General features: G+C 44.6%; 18 protein-coding genes. 17 read left to right on the forward strand and 1 reads right to left on the reverse strand.

The features are described 5' to 3' along the window. Positions 1 to 50: 50 nt before the first annotated feature. Positions 51 to 671: a hypothetical protein gene (locus DWV34_RS16315; protein WP_243000937.1), complete on the reverse strand. Its 621-nt coding sequence runs from the start codon at positions 669 to 671 to the stop codon at positions 51 to 53. Positions 672 to 910: 239 nt separating this feature from the next. Here DWV34_RS16315 and DWV34_RS16320 point away from each other — a divergent pair, with 239 nt between their 5' ends. The 17 genes from DWV34_RS16320 (at position 911) to DWV34_RS16400 (ending at position 16,809) form a co-directional block, all read left to right on the forward strand. Then, the gene (locus DWV34_RS16320) at positions 911 to 1,216 is read left to right on the forward strand and encodes a hypothetical protein (RefSeq protein ID WP_118476714.1); all 306 of its coding nucleotides are present in this window, start codon (positions 911 to 913) and stop codon (positions 1,214 to 1,216) included. Between the two features lie 151 nt (positions 1,217 to 1,367). Continuing rightward, positions 1,368 to 1,544: a 30S ribosomal protein S21 gene (rpsU, locus tag DWV34_RS16325; protein WP_006567174.1), complete on the forward strand. Its 177-nt coding sequence runs from the start codon at positions 1,368 to 1,370 to the stop codon at positions 1,542 to 1,544. A gap of 113 nt (positions 1,545 to 1,657) precedes the next feature. Further along, positions 1,658 to 1,924, forward strand: coding sequence for a YabP/YqfC family sporulation protein (locus tag DWV34_RS16330; RefSeq protein ID WP_009289794.1), 267 nt, complete (start codon positions 1,658 to 1,660; stop codon positions 1,922 to 1,924). 12 nt (positions 1,925 to 1,936) lie between these two features. Then, positions 1,937 to 3,172, forward strand: coding sequence for a sporulation protein YqfD (locus tag DWV34_RS16335; protein WP_009289793.1), 1,236 nt, complete (start codon positions 1,937 to 1,939; stop codon positions 3,170 to 3,172). 94 nt (positions 3,173 to 3,266) lie between these two features. After that, the gene (locus tag DWV34_RS16340) at positions 3,267 to 4,274 is read left to right on the forward strand and encodes a PhoH family protein (protein ID WP_022260705.1); all 1,008 of its coding nucleotides are present in this window, start codon (positions 3,267 to 3,269) and stop codon (positions 4,272 to 4,274) included. Positions 4,275 to 4,278: 4 nt separating this feature from the next. After that, positions 4,279 to 4,776: an rRNA maturation RNase YbeY gene (gene ybeY, locus DWV34_RS16345; RefSeq protein WP_009289791.1), complete on the forward strand. Its 498-nt coding sequence runs from the start codon at positions 4,279 to 4,281 to the stop codon at positions 4,774 to 4,776. A gap of 8 nt (positions 4,777 to 4,784) precedes the next feature. Further along, positions 4,785 to 6,437 (forward strand): putative polysaccharide biosynthesis protein, encoded by a 1,653-nt coding sequence (locus DWV34_RS16350; protein ID WP_022260704.1) that lies wholly within the window; start codon positions 4,785 to 4,787, stop codon positions 6,435 to 6,437. 111 nt (positions 6,438 to 6,548) lie between these two features. Continuing rightward, a complete protein-coding gene (locus DWV34_RS16355; RefSeq protein WP_006567167.1) occupies positions 6,549 to 7,088 on the forward strand; it encodes a hypothetical protein in 540 nt (179 codons plus the stop codon). Between the two features lie 64 nt (positions 7,089 to 7,152). Continuing rightward, positions 7,153 to 7,527: a hypothetical protein gene (locus tag DWV34_RS16360; protein ID WP_022260703.1), complete on the forward strand. Its 375-nt coding sequence runs from the start codon at positions 7,153 to 7,155 to the stop codon at positions 7,525 to 7,527. 59 nt (positions 7,528 to 7,586) lie between these two features. Beyond that, positions 7,587 to 8,762, forward strand: coding sequence for a phosphopentomutase (locus tag DWV34_RS16365; RefSeq protein WP_118476715.1), 1,176 nt, complete (start codon positions 7,587 to 7,589; stop codon positions 8,760 to 8,762). Continuing rightward, on the forward strand, positions 8,752 to 9,975 hold the full coding sequence (locus tag DWV34_RS16370) for an NAD(P)/FAD-dependent oxidoreductase (RefSeq protein WP_022260702.1): 1,224 nt from the start codon (positions 8,752 to 8,754) through the stop codon (positions 9,973 to 9,975). The genes DWV34_RS16365 and DWV34_RS16370 overlap by 11 nt, the downstream gene beginning before the upstream one ends. Next, entirely contained in the window at positions 9,972 to 11,567 is a 1,596-nt protein-coding gene (locus tag DWV34_RS16375; protein WP_009289785.1) for an NAD(P)/FAD-dependent oxidoreductase, read from the forward strand. The genes DWV34_RS16370 and DWV34_RS16375 overlap by 4 nt, the downstream gene beginning before the upstream one ends. Before the next feature lie 72 nt (positions 11,568 to 11,639). Then, positions 11,640 to 13,799 (forward strand): anaerobic ribonucleoside-triphosphate reductase, encoded by a 2,160-nt coding sequence (gene nrdD, locus DWV34_RS16380; protein ID WP_009289784.1) that lies wholly within the window; start codon positions 11,640 to 11,642, stop codon positions 13,797 to 13,799. After that, entirely contained in the window at positions 13,800 to 14,297 is a 498-nt protein-coding gene (gene nrdG, locus DWV34_RS16385) for an anaerobic ribonucleoside-triphosphate reductase activating protein (protein WP_009289783.1), read from the forward strand. Between the two features lie 161 nt (positions 14,298 to 14,458). Continuing rightward, a complete protein-coding gene (gene proB / locus DWV34_RS16390; protein WP_009289782.1) occupies positions 14,459 to 15,313 on the forward strand; it encodes a glutamate 5-kinase in 855 nt (284 codons plus the stop codon). A 21-nt stretch (positions 15,314 to 15,334) separates the two neighbouring features. Continuing rightward, positions 15,335 to 15,544: a DUF896 domain-containing protein gene (locus DWV34_RS16395; protein WP_006567159.1), complete on the forward strand. Its 210-nt coding sequence runs from the start codon at positions 15,335 to 15,337 to the stop codon at positions 15,542 to 15,544. 23 nt (positions 15,545 to 15,567) lie between these two features. Continuing rightward, positions 15,568 to 16,809 carry a glutamate-5-semialdehyde dehydrogenase gene (locus DWV34_RS16400; protein ID WP_118476716.1) on the forward strand — a complete coding sequence of 414 codons (1,242 nt, stop codon included), beginning with the start codon at positions 15,568 to 15,570 and terminating at the stop codon, positions 16,807 to 16,809. Positions 16,810 to 16,961: the final 152 nt, after the last annotated feature.

Below are 16,961 nucleotides of genomic sequence, written 5' to 3' on the forward strand. Positions count from 1 at the left end.
TTATATATCAAAGTCCTTGAGAATAGGGTGTCAACTTTTATGATACAACATCAGATTTTAGCAACATTGCTGTTGTCATTGATGGATGCGGTTAACTCAAGAGAAGCTGGATTTGTATTTGAAAAGAATGCTTTGTCAAGTTTTGCCTTGATCTCCCCATCGGCTGTTTCAAAATTGCTTCTTGATTTTGTCAGGAAAATAGGCTTGTCAATGGTTACGGTTGGGGTTTCTTTGTTAACGGTGATAGAACCAATCTTTGCTTCTTTAACAGAATTTGCGCTGTCAGTTGTTGATTTGGCTTTAATGTCGTAAGTACCTGATGGTAATAGATTTAGATCTTTTTGTGTGAATCTAAAATTTACTTCGACTGAATCCGTAGTTTTTGTTTCCATGGGAATAGGCACTGATTTGATTGTTTTTTCTGCAGTTCCAATTTTATATCCGATAGTAGCCTCCACAGTTACTTTTATAGCTGGATTTGTATTTGAAAGAGATGCTTTTACATCCTTATCCTCGGAAAATTGTGAAACGATTCCTGTAATCGAAGCAGTTCCTGAAATAGTAGTAGTTGGAGGTGTTGTTAGATCGTCTGCACGGATTGGAGTTATGGTAAATACGGTCACCATAACCACGCATAACATTGCGCTGCATAGTTGTTTTAATTTTTTCATTTGTACCTTCCTTTCTTTTAGATGAACTAGTTGTTTCATAAATCTGTATACATAAAGATTAATAAATTTATAACTAGTACTATATTAACATATAGTTAGAAAAAAATAGAATGAAAAGCTATTAAAATACTCATGATGTTGTGATTGTATAAATAGTTGATTGAAAATTAAAAGAATGATATAATATATGAAAAGTTTTTGGAAACAATTTAACGATTCGGATATTAGGAGAATGTTATATGCTGAAGAAAAAGCAGCAGATCTATCAGGGCAGATCCGTAAAGAGATTCAATGAAATCCGGGATATCTTAGACATCTATCATGTAAAATATACCTATCAGGTAAAAGACACCGTCAATGATACTGGAAGCGACTCACCGCTGTCCTTTTTAGGACGCCAGCAGGGAATGGCACCGAGGGCTTTTACCGGAAGTGCAGGGGTAGCCGCAGAAGATTTAAAAAATTATTGTATTTACGCAGTTGAAAAAGAGGTAAAGACAAAGGTGCCAGGGTATCTTCTTAAAGAGATCTGGAACACTCTTTAAAGTCAGCTATAAAAACTCATTTTTCCGTCGAAAAAACATGATTTTAACTATTGACGAATATCCCAATTATGGTATAATAATCTAGTGCAAGAAAGTGCCCAAACAGTCATAATGCACAATATAAGGCTGGAGGGGAGGTCAGGAATTAAGAATGTCAAACGTTATCGTTAAAGAAAATGAATCTTTAGACAGCGCTCTTCGCAGATTTAAGAGAAACTGTGCCAAAGCAGGTATTCAGCAGGAAATCCGCAAAAGAGAGCATTACGAAAAACCAAGTGTTCGCCGTAAGAAAAAGTCTGAAGCGGCTCGTAAAAGAAAAGTAAAATAATAGAAGCAGGCATCGTATACTTGAGGTATACGGTGCTTTTCTTTTGCATATATTAAAACAACGATAGGATGCTTAAGTGTGCTGCTGCGCCAAAAAGCATAGTGAGGGTCTGTATGAAGAAAAAGCCAAAGGAGGCATTAGCCAAAGGTTTATCCCTTCCAAGAGATGTGGTCTTTGGCGATTTTATTATTACCTTAACCGGCAATGAACAGGTGATGATTGAAAATTATAAGGGAATCCTTTCTTACGAAGAACATCAAATCGTCATCCAGGGAAACCACGTGGTTTTGAGGATTATAGGGACAAATCTTGTCATTCAATATTATTCCATGGAAATTATGAAGGTGACCGGCGAAATCACACGGCTGGAATACGCATAAAGGAGAATCAGGATGGTCAGATTAATACAGTATATTTTCGGAAGTATATTTTTAGAGATATCAGGTCCTTCCGTGGAACGTTTTCTTAACCTATGTGCAAAACAAAACCTGGTGCTCTGGAAGCTTAGGCCGGGAGGGAAGGGATATCAGTGTTCCGTACAAAAGAGAGCTTATGAGACTGTTTTAACACTTGCAGAAAAAACGGGAACCTCGGTTCAGATTCTGGGAAGAAAGGGACTTCCCTTTTTTTTATTGGAACACCGGAAACGAAAGGTATTTTTCTTTGGCATCGGCATGGCTTTCGTTCTGATGTTTTTAATGTCTCAGTTTATCTGGGAGATCACAATCTCAGGCAATGAACGGTATTCCAAAAGTGATATGCTGAAATATGTAAAGAGCAATTTTTATCAAATCGGGACGTATAAGAAAAAGATTGACTGCAATTTATTAGAGGAACATATCCGGGAAGATCACGAAGGCATTGCGTGGGTTTCCTGTTCCATCAACGGCACAAGATTACATATTGACATAAAGGAATCACTGGACAGGAAAACAAAACAAAATCCGAGAAAGCCATGTGACATTGTCTCCAATAAGAAGGGGACCATTACTTCTATGTCGGTAAAAAGCGGCACTCCTTTAGTACAGGTGGGTGACAAAGTAAAAAAGGGAGATACGCTTATTTCGGGAATGATTTATTATTACAGTGACGATTATCAGGTCACCGAGACAAGCAAGATTAAGGCAGACGGACAGATCATCCTGAGAACCAAAGAAGATTACAAGGAAACCATACCGATTGCCACTTATGAGAAAAAATTTATATCGAAAAGTACGCGGGTGGAAAGTATACAGCTGTTAAACTGGCAGCTCAAGCTTCCGATCAAGGAGCAGAAAGGGGAATATGATATCTTAGGTGAGAAGAAACTGCTGCATATCGGTGATTTGTATTTTCCGATCGGCATTACCACAAAGAAATTTGAGGGATACGAACCACAAAGAAGAGTTTTGACAGAAGCACAGGCTCAGGAGAAGCTGAAAAAACGGCTCTCCGCCTATGTCAATGACAAGAAGAAAAAGGGAATTAAAGTGATAAAAACCAACATTAAATATGAGAGACAGGGAAATGACTACATTGCCAAGGGAACGATCGATGTCGAGGAGCCGGTTGGAAAGATCAGAAATATAAAATCTCTGACAAAAAAACAGGTAGAAAAAATTACCCCGACAACGGCTGCTCCGCAGTAATTCTGTCTGCTGCCATATGACAAAATGTTGAAAAGATCGGAGGCAAATGGTAAACTACTATTAATATAAGAAAATAAAATGTTGAGGAGTACCTATGAATCCAATAGAAATAGATCTGGAATTTCCTTCTGAGCATGGAGGGAATGTATTTGGACAATTTGATGTTTTCATGAAGAAGATCGAAAAGACGCTTCATGTAAACTTAATTTTAAGAGACGGTCAGCTGAAAGTAGTGGGCAGCGAAGAAGCCGTGAAAAAAGCGGAGTCTGTGATCGGGGAACTGCTGGAACTATCGAGGAGAGGCAACATTATCACAGAACAAAATGTCAATTACGCTTTATCCCTGTCTATGGAAGAAAAAAGCGGTCATCTGCTGGAACTGGATAAGGATGTGGTCTGCCACACCGTCCAGGGAAAGCCTGTGAAAGCTAAGACACTTGGACAGAAAAAATATCTGGAACAGATCTCAGAGAAGATGATCACGTTTGGAATCGGACCGGCCGGGACAGGAAAGACCTATCTGGCGATGGCGATGGCCATCACTGCGTTTAAGAATGATGAAGTGAACCGCATCATCCTCACCAGGCCGGCTATAGAAGCCGGTGAGAAGCTTGGTTTTCTTCCGGGGGATCTGCAGAGCAAGGTAGATCCTTATTTGAGGCCGCTTTATGACGCTCTCTATGAGATCATGGGGGCAGATGCCTTTATGAAGAACATGGAAAAGGGTCTGATCGAGGTGGCTCCTCTGGCTTATATGAGGGGAAGGACACTGGATAACTCCTACATCGTCCTGGATGAGGCACAGAATACGACACCCGCCCAGATGAAGATGTTTTTAACCAGAATTGGATTTGGATCAAAGGCGATTATTACCGGTGACCTGACACAGAAGGATCTGCCGTTTGACAGTATTTCAGGCCTTGAAGAAGCAGTAAGAGTCCTTGGGAAGATTCCGGATATCGGAATATGTAAGCTGACAAACAAGGATGTCGTGCGCCACCCACTGGTGCAGCAGATTGTCACGGCATACGATAAATATGAAGAAAGCAAAAACCGAAAGAAAAAAGAGAAAGCTCCCCGGAAACGAACGAAAGACAGGTAAAGTTATGAGTGTTTTTTTAGAGAATGAGTATGAAGGAACAGCAGGCATAGACTGTGAAATGATTGCCGGACAAGTTGTTGAGGCTGCTGTGGATTATGTAACATGTCCCTTTGAGTGCGAAGTTAATCTCATGCTCGTGGGAAATGAAGAGATCCATCGGATCAATCTGGAACAAAGGGGCATTGACCGTCCCACAGACGTTCTTTCTTTTCCGATGATCGAGTACGAAAATCCGGGATGTTTCGACGGACTGGAAGAAGATCCGGCAGCGTTTCACCCGGATACAGGGGAACTGATGCTGGGTGATATTGTAATTTCTTTAGATAAGGCAAAAGAACAGGCTAAAGCTTACGGACACAGCCTGGAGAGAGAATATGCCTTTTTGATCGCCCACAGTATGCTCCATTTATTTGGTTATGACCACATGGAGGATGAAGAGCGTGCGGTGATGGAAGAAAAACAGGAAGAAATACTGCAGTTCGTTCACTATACAAGAGATTAGAGGTTACTATGGGAAAGAAACAAAAGAGCAGCTTTTTAGTACAGGGAACGATCTTGGCCGCAGCCTCACTGATCTGCCGTGTCATCGGACTGCTGTACAGAAGGCCTTTAACGGCCATCATCGGCAACGAGGGAATGGGGTATTACGGATTTGCATACAACGTTTACAGCATTATTCTGCTGATTGCATCGTTCAGTATTCCGCTGGCGGTATCCAAGTCCATTGCAGCCAGGCTTGCGATGAAGGAATATAAAAATGCCCAGAGGGTATTTCATGGGGCGTTAGTATACGTAGTGATCGTGGGAGGAGCTGCAGGACTGATTACATTTTTTGGAGCGCCGGCATTTCTGCCGAATCAGCCTGGAGCTGTACTGGCTTTGAGAACTATGGCACCGACTATTTTTTTATCGGGTATCCTGGGTGTTTTGAGAGGATATTTTCAGGGTCACTCTACTATGGTGCCGACATCTGTGTCACAGATTTTGGAGCAGATTTTAAATGCCGTTTTCAGTGTTCTCATGGCTTATGTTCTTGTAGCCCCGTATGTAGGAATCGGCGGTAAAGTTGCCTCGTATAAACTCGCAAAATATGGTGCGGCGGGAAGTGCCATCGGTACCGGGGCAGGAGTGCTCACAGGTTTGATTTTCTGCGGTGTTATTTATTGGATATACCGTCCTAAAGTCAAACGTCAGATGGCCGCGGATAAGACAAAGAAGATCGAGTCTTACAAAAGGATTTTGAAAATCCTCCTTTTGACGATTACTCCGGTTATTTTCAGCACGGCGATCTATAACTGCAGTGCCATAATTGATTCCACACTTTTCAGTATGATTATGGTAGACAAAGGTATGGCAGCCAGATCGGTTGCAACTTTGTTTGGAATTTTTTCGAATCAATACAACGTACTAATTAATGTGCCGGTTGCTATTGCATCCGCATTGTCCAATGCCATTGTGCCGGACATTGCAGGGGCTTTTGCGGTTAACGACAAAAAGCGCATGAATGACAGCATTAATACGGCAATCAAATTTACGATGATTATTTCTATTCCCTGTGCCGTAGGTATGGGAGTCCTTGCAAAACCGATCGTAGGTTTATTATTTGGCCCGGCCAAAGCCTTCGGACTCGGCCCGAAACTTTTGATGATCGGATCAGTATCCATCGTATTTTATTGTCTGTCCACGCTGAGCAATGGTATTTTGCAGGGAATGGGCAAGATGAAAGTACCTGTTCGTCATTCGGCAGTGTCAGTAGTCATCAATGTATTTGTTTTGGTCGTGCTGCTCTATACGACTAAAGCGAACGCCTACGCACTAGTTTTTGCCACAATGGCGTTTTCTTTTGTCATGTGTCTGCTTAATGCCAGATCCATTAAAAAATATACAGGTTACGAACAGGAAATTTCAAAGACATTTATAAAACCGCTGATCAGTGCGGGAGTGATGGGAATCGCAGTCGGGATTATCGGATTTGTCTTTCAGAAGTTTATGTCGGGGACAAGCCTGGGCTATGCGCTGTGCCTTTTGATTGCAGTACCCCTTGGGGCGTTCGTATACTTTATCGCGATTATCGGATTAAAGGTATTCGAGGAGGATGAACTTCGCAGGGTTCCAAAGGGACATCTGATATTAAAGATGGCAAAAAAATTAAGGCTGTTATAAAGAGTTTACTGTTTTTTTCTGATGCATCGGCAGCAGTCGGCAAATAAAAGAAAACAGCCTACATTCAATATCCATTTTCTGTTATAATAGAAGAAAAAGTGGAGGACAGGCATGAATCAGATACTAGAGCAGATACAAAAGGAAAAGAAACTGGTCAGTTTATATGGTCATATGGGCGGTGAGCAGACAGTCCTGACAGGATATATACTGTACATGACGGAAGAGGAACTGCTGATGGCGAAGATTTCATCGAGGGGAGAGTACGACGGTTTTGTGCTGCAGCGGCCCAAGTGTTTTTTCAGGGCAGAGACGGACGGCAGCAGAGAACGGAGGATGGGCACCCTTTATCTTCATAAGAAAAAAAGCCATGGAAGAATTTATAAATTAGACCAGCAGACTTGTATGGATGCTCTGCTCCGGTATGCAAAGGAGCAGGGACTGCTGATGAATTTTAACATGGATGAGGACGGGAAATATTCTATTCTCGGTTTCATTCAGGATTTCAGCAAAAACTTCATTAAAATACAGAAGATTGATCAGGATGGATTTGAGGATGGATTTGTATATCTGGATGTTCAGAAAATTGTTTCATGCCGGTGTGACACGGCGGGAGAACAGGATATTCTTCTGCTGAACCGTGTAAATTGCTGAATTTGATATTTTTTTGAATAGAACGGCTGATTTTGGGAACGCTTATGGAAAAGGAGTGTTTCGTATGAACAAAATCAACCGTTTTTTATTAATATATATGGTCGTGATCACAACCCTTTGCGGGTATATGTGTTATGTGGCGTTTTATCAGAAGGATACCAGCCAGGACAAGCTGGTCCATCAGGTACAGTCCACAATCATCAAAGAACAGACGACAAAAGAGCAGGCAGAAACTACGAAAAAGAAAAAGACAACCTACGGGCTCGCCCTGCGCGACGGCAGTCTGGTGATCCTGAACAATCAGACAAAAGAAATTTTTGAATATACAGATTTGACAAAAAATGATCTGCCGGATGAAGTCCACCAGATGCTGAAAGAAAAAAAGAAATTTCATTCCGTGGAAGAAGTGTATCATTTTCTTGAGTCCTACAGCAGTTAGCACTATAATCTAAAGAGAAGATAAATTCTGAACAAGCAAGATAGATTGAGGTGACCGGAATGAAAAGAGTTTTTTTGATCGTGCTGGACAGCTTTGGCATCGGGGAAGCGCCCGATGCCAAAGATTTCGGGGATGAGGGAAGCAACACACTGCTGGCAGTGTCCAAAAGTCTGTATTTTGACCTGCCGAATCTGGAGAAACTGGGCTTATTTGCTGTCGACGGCGCAGAGATCGACGGTGACAGGCAGACCACTGTGCCGATTGGCACCTATGGACGAATGACGGAGCAGTCGAAAGGAAAAGATACGACCATCGGACATTGGGAGATTGCGGGAATCATATCTGAAAAACCGCTGCCGGTGTATCCGAAAGGATTTCCGGAAGAAGTCACTGCGGTTTTTGAACAGGAAACAGGCAGAAAGATCCTCTGCAACCGGCCGTATTCCGGTACGGAGGTTATCAGAGATTACGGAGATGAACACGTGAAAACCGGAGCGCTCATTGTCTATACATCGGCGGACAGTGTATTCCAGATCGCAGCCCATGAAGATGTGGTGCCGCCGGAAGAGCTGTACCGATACTGTAAAATAGCAAGGAAGATCCTGACGGGAAAGCACGGTGTGGGAAGGGTTATTGCACGTCCGTTTATCGGAGAGAGCGGCCATTATACGAGGACGTCCAACCGGCATGATTTTTCCATAGAACCGCCGAAATTGACGATGCTGGATCAGCTGAAAGAAAAGGGATTTGATGTGATCGGCATTGGAAAGATCCACGATATTTTTGCCGGTAAAGGACTGACGGAGTTTTCATTTACCAAGAACAACGAGGATGGCATCGAGCAGACGAAAGAGTGGATGAAGAAGAGGTTTGAAGGATTATGTTTCGTAAATCTCGTAGACTTTGACATGCTGTACGGGCACCGAAATGATGTGGACGGATATGCCAAAGCCCTCAGTTATTTTGACAAACAGCTGCCGAAGCTTCTGGGGCTGATGCAGGAAGGGGATATCCTGATGATCACGGCAGACCACGGATGTGATCCGTCGACTCCTTCTACGGATCATTCCAGAGAATACACGCCGTTTCTTATGTATCAGTACGGGCAGGCAAAAGGTGTCAATTTAAAAACAAGAAAAACATTTGCAGATATCGGGAGCACTGTGTTAGACTATTTTGGTATAGAGTCAAAAATAGACGGAACCAGTGTTTTGGAGGATATAGATGAAGTATGATGTAATCATCGCAGGAGGCGGGGCATCCGGTATGACGGCGGCTATCACAGCGGCGCGCAGAGGATGCTCCGTCCTTGTGCTGGAAAGGATGGACAGGCCGGGAAAAAAGATCCTTGCCACAGGCAACGGACGGTGCAATTTGACAAACAGTTATTTAGATCAGGACTGCTACCGGGGAGAAAAACCGGGATTTCCATACTCCATGCTGGAGGTGTTTGGGGCCGCAGAGACCCTGGACTTTTTCCAGTCCATGGGAATGCTGACCACCGATTTGGGAGGATACTATTATCCTGCGTCCATGCAGGCTTCCACGGTGGTTGATACACTGACTGGGAAAATGCGGCAGCTCGGCGTACATATAAAGACGGGAACGGAAGTTAAAAAAATACAGAAGATAAAGGATACATTTCATGTGACATGCGGCACAGAGAAATATCAGGGCAGAAATGTCATCCTGGCAGCCGGGGGAATGGCCCAGGAAAAACTGGGCAGCAACGGCAGCGGATATGCACTGGCAAAAGCTGTGGGGCATACCGTGACGGATGTATTTCCGGCTTTGGTGGCTCTGGAATCGGAGGAGAAATTCTTTCAGCATTTGGCCGGTGTCCGCAATGTTTCTGCGCTTTCGGTCTACGTAAACGGACAGAAGACAGCGGAACAAACAGGAGAAGTCCAGTTTGCCAAGTATGGGATATCCGGAATTCCGGTGTTTCAGGTCAGCCGGTATGCCATCGACGCTCTGAGGAAGAAAAAAAAGGTGGAAGTGATCTTAAACCTCATGCCGGAGCAGATCACATTGAAGGAATTAATGGACTATTTCAGAAAAGTCGGATATTACAAGACAGCGGAAGAATTTCTCCAGGGCTTCCTGAATAAAAAACTGGCATTTACGGTGCTGAGCCGTTTGAAAATCCGGCCGGAGAAGAGTGCAGCGGACCTTACACAGAAAGAACTGAGGCAGATCCGTTCCATGATACAGAAGTTTCCGGTCCCGGTTTCGGGTTATAAAGGATTTGATATGGCACAGGTGACGGCAGGCGGCGTTTCCGTCAGGGAAGTCATCGAGGGCACACTGGAATCGAAGATTCACCGGGGTCTGTACTTTGCCGGGGAATTACTGGATGTAGACGGCACCTGCGGCGGCTATAATCTTCAGTGGGCTTTTACATCAGGATATATTGCGGGAAATCAGATAGAGGCGGAGAATCAATGATCAGAATCAGTCAGATAAAACTTCCGGCGGAACATACGAAAGTCCAGCTGGAACAGAAAATAAAAAAAGCGGTGCATCACGCAACGTTAAAAAACTATCAGATCTTTAAGAGGTCTCTGGATGCCAGAAAAAAAGATCAGATCAGCTATGTATATACAATCGATGCAGAAGTAGAGAAAGAGTCCGAATTTCTCAAAAGAAACAAGAATCCCAGGATAACAAAAGCCGAAAGAAAAGAATACCGGATACCTAAATGCAGGAAAGAGATCCCGGTCCGCCCTGTGGTGATCGGCATGGGCCCGGCCGGCCTTTTTGCAGCTCTGATTTTGGCAAAGGCCGGGCTGAAACCGGTTCTTCTGGAACGGGGAAAACCTGTAGAAGAGAGAAGGAAGGACGTAGAAGCTTTCTGGGAAAACGGGGATCTCAACCCTGAGTCAAACGTACAGTTCGGAGAAGGAGGAGCCGGAACTTTTTCCGACGGAAAGCTCAATACGGCAGTGAAGGACAAATACGGGCGGAACCGGTTTGTGCTGGAAACCTTTGTGCAGTATGGGGCACCGGAAGAAATCTTATATGACGGAAAACCGCATATCGGGACAGATCTGCTCTGCATGGTTGTGGCAAATATGAGAAATGCTATACAGCAAGCAGGAGGAACGATCCGGTTCGAAAACAAGGTAACAGATTTGGTAATAAAAAGAGGAAGACTGACGGCGCTTGTGATCAATGGAACAGAGACACTTCCGTGCGATACTGCAGTGCTGGCAGTGGGACACAGTGCCAGAGATACCTTTGAAATGCTGTATAAAAGAAAGCTTCATATGACGCCGAAAGCTTTTGCCGTCGGGGTAAGGGTTGAGCATCCGAGGCAGAAGATCGACGAATTTCAGTATGGAAAAGGGGCGGCGGATAAAAAACTGCCCACGGCTTCCTATAAACTTACTTACAGAGCTTCATGCGGCAGGAGCGTCTATTCTTTTTGTATGTGCCCCGGAGGATTTGTGGTGAATGCGTCTTCAGAAAAAGGAAGGCTGACAGTCAATGGAATGAGCAATCACGACCGTATGGCGAGAAATTCAAACAGTGCGGTCATCGCCAGTGTGACGCCGGAGGATTTTGGATCAGAACATCCGCTGGCCGGCATCGAATTCCAGAGAAAGTGGGAGGAGAAAGCTTATCTGGCCGGAAACGGAGCCATACCCGTTCAGACGTTTTCAGATTTTAAGGAAGATAAAAAGACTGATAAATTCGGAAAGATCCTTCCTAATACAAAAGGGAAAACAGCATTTGCAAATATAAGGGAATGTCTGCCGGACGAGGTTTCAGAGGCAATCATTGAGGGAATGGATGCTTTTGAGAAAAAAATCAAAGGATTTTCTGATGGCGATACAGTCCTGAGCGGAATAGAGGCGAGAACCTCATCCCCTCTCCGGATGGAAAGGGATGAGTCATTTCAGGGCAGTATTTCCGGGATCTATCCATGCGGGGAAGGCGCAGGATATGCCGGAGGCATCACGTCTGCGGCTATGGACGGCATCAAAACGGCGGAACAATTAATCGAAAATATGGATAAAAAATACAACATATTGTGATGTTTAACATCTGGACACACAATATATATTGGTTTATAATAAAGGACAGAATAATTGAAAGGGTGAAGATAAATGAAAGTGATTAAGAGAAATGGCAGTAAAGTAGATTTTGATCCGTCTAAAATTGAACTTGCCATCTTAAAAGCCATGAGGTACGGGAGCGGGGTTGTGGATGAAAAATGTGCAAAAGATATTTCCTTTGAGATCCATGAGGAACATCAGGGAGACGAGGATATCAGCATTTACCGGATCGAAGATCAGGTATTTGAAAAGCTCATTCAAAAAGACCAGATTCTGACGGCCAAGGCCTATGAGGGATACCGGAAGGTCAGAGAGTTCCAGAGAGAGACCAATACCATTGACAATGAGGTGTTCGGCATCGTGACCGGAGAGAACCAGGAAGCTTTGGATGAAAACTCCAACAAAGATCCGAATATACTGGCAACCCAGAGGGATCTGATCGCAGGAGAATTTTCCAGAGACTACTGCAGGAGGATGATGCTTCCGCCTAAAATTGTCCAGGCACATGATGACGGCATCATTCATTTTCACGATATGGACTATTACATACAGCAGATGCACAACTGTGACCTTGTAGACTTAAAGGATATGTTTAAAAACGGAACGGTGATAAACGGCAAACTGATCGAGACTCCCAAGTCCCTCCAGACGGCTTGTACGGTTGCGACCCAGATCGTGCAGCAGGTGGCAAACGGTCAGTATGGAGGCCAGACCATTTCGCTTTCCCATTTGGCGCCCTTTGTAAGAGTGAGTTTAAATAAACATAAAGAAAAGGTGAAAAAGGAAGGGGAGATGATCGGAAAAGCGTATACGGAACGGGAAGTAGAATTGATCGCCGAAGACCGTCTTCACGATGAGATCGTTTCCGGCATCCAGACGATCCAGTATCAGATCAATACCTTTTCAACAACCAACGGACAGGCTCCGTTTTTGTCTGTCTTCATGTACATCAGCGAAGAACCGGAATATGAAAAAGAAACGGCGATGCTGATCGAAGAAATGTTAAGGCAGCGGTATGAGGGAATGAAAAATCCGGTGGGAGCCTATGTGACACCTGCATTTCCAAAGCTTTTGTATGTTTTGGATGAAAACAACGTGCCGAAAGACAGCAGGTACCGCTATCTGACGGATCTGGCGGTCAAATGTGTGGCAAAACGCATGATGCCCGATTTTATTTCGGCAAAGATTATGAAGAAGAACTACAAAGGGGAAGTGTTCCCTTGCATGGGATGCCGAAGCTTTCTGGCCCCATGGAAAGATGAAGAAGGCAATTATAAATGGTACGGCAGATTTAACCAGGGAGTCGTGACGATTAACCTGGCCGATGTGGGATTGTCTGCGGAGCAGGATATGGAGAAATTCTGGAATATCCTCGACGAACGCCTGAGTCTGTGCCGGGAAGCGCTGATGCTGCGGCACGAGAGCCTGAAAGGCACTTTGTCAGATGTGAGTCCCATTCACTGGCAGTTCGGAGCTATCGCAAGGCTGAGGCCGGGCGAGACCATTGACAAGCTATTGGAAGGCGGCTATTCTACACTTTCCCTCGGATACATCGGTTTGTACGAGTGCGTTCTTTCCCTTCTCGGAAAAAGCCATACGACAGAGGATGGGGACGAACTGGCTGTCAGGATCATGGAGCGCCTCCGGGGAGCATGTGACCGGTGGAAAGCAGAGTCCGGACTCGGATTCAGCGTGTACGGAACTCCTGCAGAGTCTACGACTTATACATTTGCGAGAAGCTTAAAGAGACGGTTTGGTGTTGTGGAAGGAATCACGGATAAAGATTACATTACAAATTCTTACCATGTAAACGTGACAGAACCGATCGATGCTTTTGAAAAACTTGGATTTGAAGCGAAATTCCAGAGCATTTCTTCCGGCGGGGCCATCAGTTACGTGGAGGTGACGAACCTGAATCAGAATCCGGAAGCGCTGTCTGCTCTGATCGACTATATGTACGATACGATTCAGTACGCCGAGATCAATACAAAGTCAGACTACTGTCAGGAATGCGGATTTGACGGGGAAATTCTTCTGGATGAGAACTACGAGTGGTACTGCCCAAACTGCGGCAACAGAAGCCACAAGACTTTAAACGTATGCCGCAGGACCTGCGGATATCTGGGAGATAATTTCTGGAACAAGGGGCGTACCCAGGAGATCGGAGAACGGTTTGTCCACTTGGATAATCAGGTGCAAGAGGTGAACTAAATGCGGTACGCACAGATCAGAAAGACCGACATTTCAAACGGGACCGGCATCAGGACCTCCCTGTTTGTCCAGGGGTGCACGAGGAAGTGTAAGGGCTGTTTTAATCCGGAGACATGGGATTTTGAAGGCGGCCATGAATGGAATGAACAGGCGGAAGAAGAATTCTTAACACTGACCGCAGGAGAGCATATAGCCGGGGCAACAATTCTCGGAGGAGAGCCCATGGAACCTGAAAACCGGCGTCCGGTCAGAGAACTGTTGAGGAAGCTCAAAGAGCGCTGTCCGGAAAAAAATATCTGGATGTATTCTTCTTATCTGTTTGAAGAGATCATGGAGTTTGATCCTAAGGTACTTCAATATTTGGATGTTTTAGTGGACGGACCTTTTGTGGAAGAAAAAAAGGATTTAAATTTAAGATTCCGGGGAAGCAGTAATCAAAGAGTCATCGACGTGAAAGCATCATTGGAAAGCAAAACGGTAATCCTTCTTGAGGTTTAAGGATAAACCCAGAAGAATTCTGATTTCATCAGATTCTTCTGGGTTTTTAACGATGTCGATTTTTCGGTGATAATGCATTGATTTTTTTTGAGAAAGAGGCTACAATAATCATAAACTGCGCTGACCGGGGATCAGCGGGAATAGGACAGGACTTCAGCATTATGGAAAACAGAGAAAAACTAAAAGATAAGAAGCGGATCGTAGTAAAAGTAGGGACTTCTTCCCTGATCCATCCGAAGACAGGACAGCTAAACTTATTCCGGCTTGAAAAGCTGGTTCGTGTCCTGACAGACATTCACAACAGCGGAAAAGATGTGATCTTAGTATCGTCCGGAGCCATCGGGGTCGGGTTTAAAGCACTGGGACTCAAGGAACGCCCGGAATCCCTGCCGATGAAGCAGGCCTGCTCTGCCGTGGGGCAGGGACAGCTGATGATGATCTATCAAAAGCTGTTTGCAGAGTACAATCAGGGTTCAGCCCAGATCCTTATCACAAAAGAGACGATGCTGAACGATATGCGCAGGTTTAATGCGAGAAATACATTTAACCAGCTGCTGAGTCTGGGCATTATTCCTATCGTGAACGAAAACGACACCGTCTCCACGGAAGAGATTGAGTTCGGAGACAATGACACTTTATCTGCGGTGGTCACTGCGGTAGTAGAAGGGGATCTTTTGATCCTTCTTACAGATATCGACGGATTATATACAGACGACCCGCATAGAAATAAAAGAGCAAAACTTATTTCAGAAGTACCCGTGATCACGGAAGAGATCGAAAATATGGCAAAAGGAGCTGTGACGAAGGTAGGAACCGGAGGCATGGCCACAAAGATCGCGGCTGCAAACATCGTAACAGACTGCGGGGCCGATATGGTCATAGCAAACAGCAGAGATTTAAATGATTTAAACAGGATTATAGGGGGCAGGGAGATCGGAACGCTTTTCTTGGCCCATAAAAGAGAACATTTTAATTTTCGGAAATATCTTACGGAATGTCCGTATTTAAACTCATAATTCAGACTGGAAAGGAATAGTATGAACGAAGACAAGATTAGAAGAATCAATGAATTATATCATCTGGAAAAGTCCGTCGGGCTTTCAGAGAAGGAAAAGAAGGAGCAGAAGAAGCTTCGAGAAGAATATATACAGTCTGTCCGGGCAAATCTGCGCGGCCAGCTGAATCATATCAGCATAAAGAATGAGGACGGAAGCGTGACTCCGCTGAAGCCAAAGGGAAAGCATTGAGATAAAATAGCAGGGAGGTTGTTATGTTAGAACAATTAGGAAGACAGGCAAAAGAAGCGTCGGTCGTTCTGGCGCAGGTATCCATGAATGACAAAAACGAGCTGCTCAGGGAAGCGGCAGACCAGCTTGTGACAAATCAGAATTATATTCTTTCGGAGAATGTGAAAGACGTGAAAGCTGCCATGGAGCGCGGGATGTCAGAGGCACTGGTGGACCGGCTGACTTTGACGGTAGACAGGATCGAAGGCATGGCAGAAGGACTCAGACAGGTGGCGGATCTGGAAGATCCCATTGGGGCAGTCACTGAGATGAAGCCCAATAAAAGCGGACTGCTGATCGGAAAGAAAGTCGTTCCTCTGGGTGTTGTAGGAATCATCTATGAATCCCGGCCCAATGTTACTGCGGATGCGTTTGCTCTCTGCTTTAAAACAGGAAACGCCTGTCTGCTCCGCGGCGGAAGCGATGCCATTCACTCCAATCTCGCGATTGCGAAAGTTCTCCAGGAATCTTTAGACAAGAAAAAGATGCCGGTATTCAGCATCCAGCTCCTGGAAGATACCAGCCGTGAAACTGCCACAAAGATGATGCAGATGACGGAATATATTGATGTCCTTATTCCAAGAGGAGGAGCCGGACTGATCCGGAGCGTCGTGAAAAACAGCACAGTTCCCGTGATTGAGACGGGAACCGGAAACTGCCACACTTACATCGATCAGTATGCAGATCCGAAAATGGCTGTCGACATCGTGGTCAACGCAAAGACTCAAAGGCTCGGAACCTGCAATACATGTGAGTCTCTGGTCATACATAAAGATGTTGTACAGACCCATCTTCCGGCTATCGTAGAGGCTCTGCTCCAAAAGGGAGTGCAGGTCAGAGGAGACGAGAGAGTCATGGTAGTCAGTGACCGGGTGATGAAAGCGGCGGAAGAAGACTGGGGCACGGAATATCTGGATGCTGTTATCTCGATAAAGGTTGTGGACAGCTTTGATGAGGCGGTAGAACATATCAACCGCTACAACACAAAACATTCCGAGGCGATCGTCACAGATTCCTATTCTCATGCCCAGGAGTTTCTGGAGAAGATCGACGCGGCTGCGGTCTATGTGAATGCTTCCACGAGGTTCACAGACGGATTCGAGTTCGGCTTTGGTGCAGAGATCGGAATCAGCACTCAAAAGATTCACGCAAGGGGACCTATGGGACTCGATGCACTGACGACTACCAAATTTATTATTTATGGCAATGGACAGATCAGGCATTAGATAAAACTTCAAAGAGGGAGTTCTCAGAATCGGGGACTCCTTTTAGATTGACAATTAATTCACATATAGAACCCGGCATTGTTTCTTTTTCTGTGCAAAAAGTTGAATAAAGTGAAAGAATGAAAAGATTTTAGTGAGATGTATGTTATTTT

The sequence above is a fragment of the Anaerostipes sp. AF04-45 genome, assembly GCF_003461725.1.
GTDB lineage: Bacteria > Bacillota > Clostridia > Lachnospirales > Lachnospiraceae > Anaerostipes > Anaerostipes caccae.

Coding starts and splice junctions, on each gene's coding strand:
- DWV34_RS16315 (WP_243000937.1), bottom strand. CDS start 671: ATGAAAAAATTAAAACAACTATGCAGCGCAATGTTATGCGTGGTTATG.
- DWV34_RS16320 (WP_118476714.1), top strand. CDS start 911: ATGCTGAAGAAAAAGCAGCAGATCTATCAGGGCAGATCCGTAAAGAGA.
- rpsU (WP_006567174.1), top strand. CDS start 1,368: ATGTCAAACGTTATCGTTAAAGAAAATGAATCTTTAGACAGCGCTCTT.
- DWV34_RS16330 (WP_009289794.1), top strand. CDS start 1,658: ATGAAGAAAAAGCCAAAGGAGGCATTAGCCAAAGGTTTATCCCTTCCA.
- DWV34_RS16335 (WP_009289793.1), top strand. CDS start 1,937: ATGGTCAGATTAATACAGTATATTTTCGGAAGTATATTTTTAGAGATA.
- DWV34_RS16340 (WP_022260705.1), top strand. CDS start 3,267: ATGAATCCAATAGAAATAGATCTGGAATTTCCTTCTGAGCATGGAGGG.
- ybeY (WP_009289791.1), top strand. CDS start 4,279: ATGAGTGTTTTTTTAGAGAATGAGTATGAAGGAACAGCAGGCATAGAC.
- DWV34_RS16350 (WP_022260704.1), top strand. CDS start 4,785: ATGGGAAAGAAACAAAAGAGCAGCTTTTTAGTACAGGGAACGATCTTG.
- DWV34_RS16355 (WP_006567167.1), top strand. CDS start 6,549: ATGAATCAGATACTAGAGCAGATACAAAAGGAAAAGAAACTGGTCAGT.
- DWV34_RS16360 (WP_022260703.1), top strand. CDS start 7,153: ATGAACAAAATCAACCGTTTTTTATTAATATATATGGTCGTGATCACA.
- DWV34_RS16365 (WP_118476715.1), top strand. CDS start 7,587: ATGAAAAGAGTTTTTTTGATCGTGCTGGACAGCTTTGGCATCGGGGAA.
- DWV34_RS16370 (WP_022260702.1), top strand. CDS start 8,752: ATGAAGTATGATGTAATCATCGCAGGAGGCGGGGCATCCGGTATGACG.
- DWV34_RS16375 (WP_009289785.1), top strand. CDS start 9,972: ATGATCAGAATCAGTCAGATAAAACTTCCGGCGGAACATACGAAAGTC.
- nrdD (WP_009289784.1), top strand. CDS start 11,640: ATGAAAGTGATTAAGAGAAATGGCAGTAAAGTAGATTTTGATCCGTCT.
- nrdG (WP_009289783.1), top strand. CDS start 13,800: ATGCGGTACGCACAGATCAGAAAGACCGACATTTCAAACGGGACCGGC.
- proB (WP_009289782.1), top strand. CDS start 14,459: ATGGAAAACAGAGAAAAACTAAAAGATAAGAAGCGGATCGTAGTAAAA.
- DWV34_RS16395 (WP_006567159.1), top strand. CDS start 15,335: ATGAACGAAGACAAGATTAGAAGAATCAATGAATTATATCATCTGGAA.
- DWV34_RS16400 (WP_118476716.1), top strand. CDS start 15,568: ATGTTAGAACAATTAGGAAGACAGGCAAAAGAAGCGTCGGTCGTTCTG.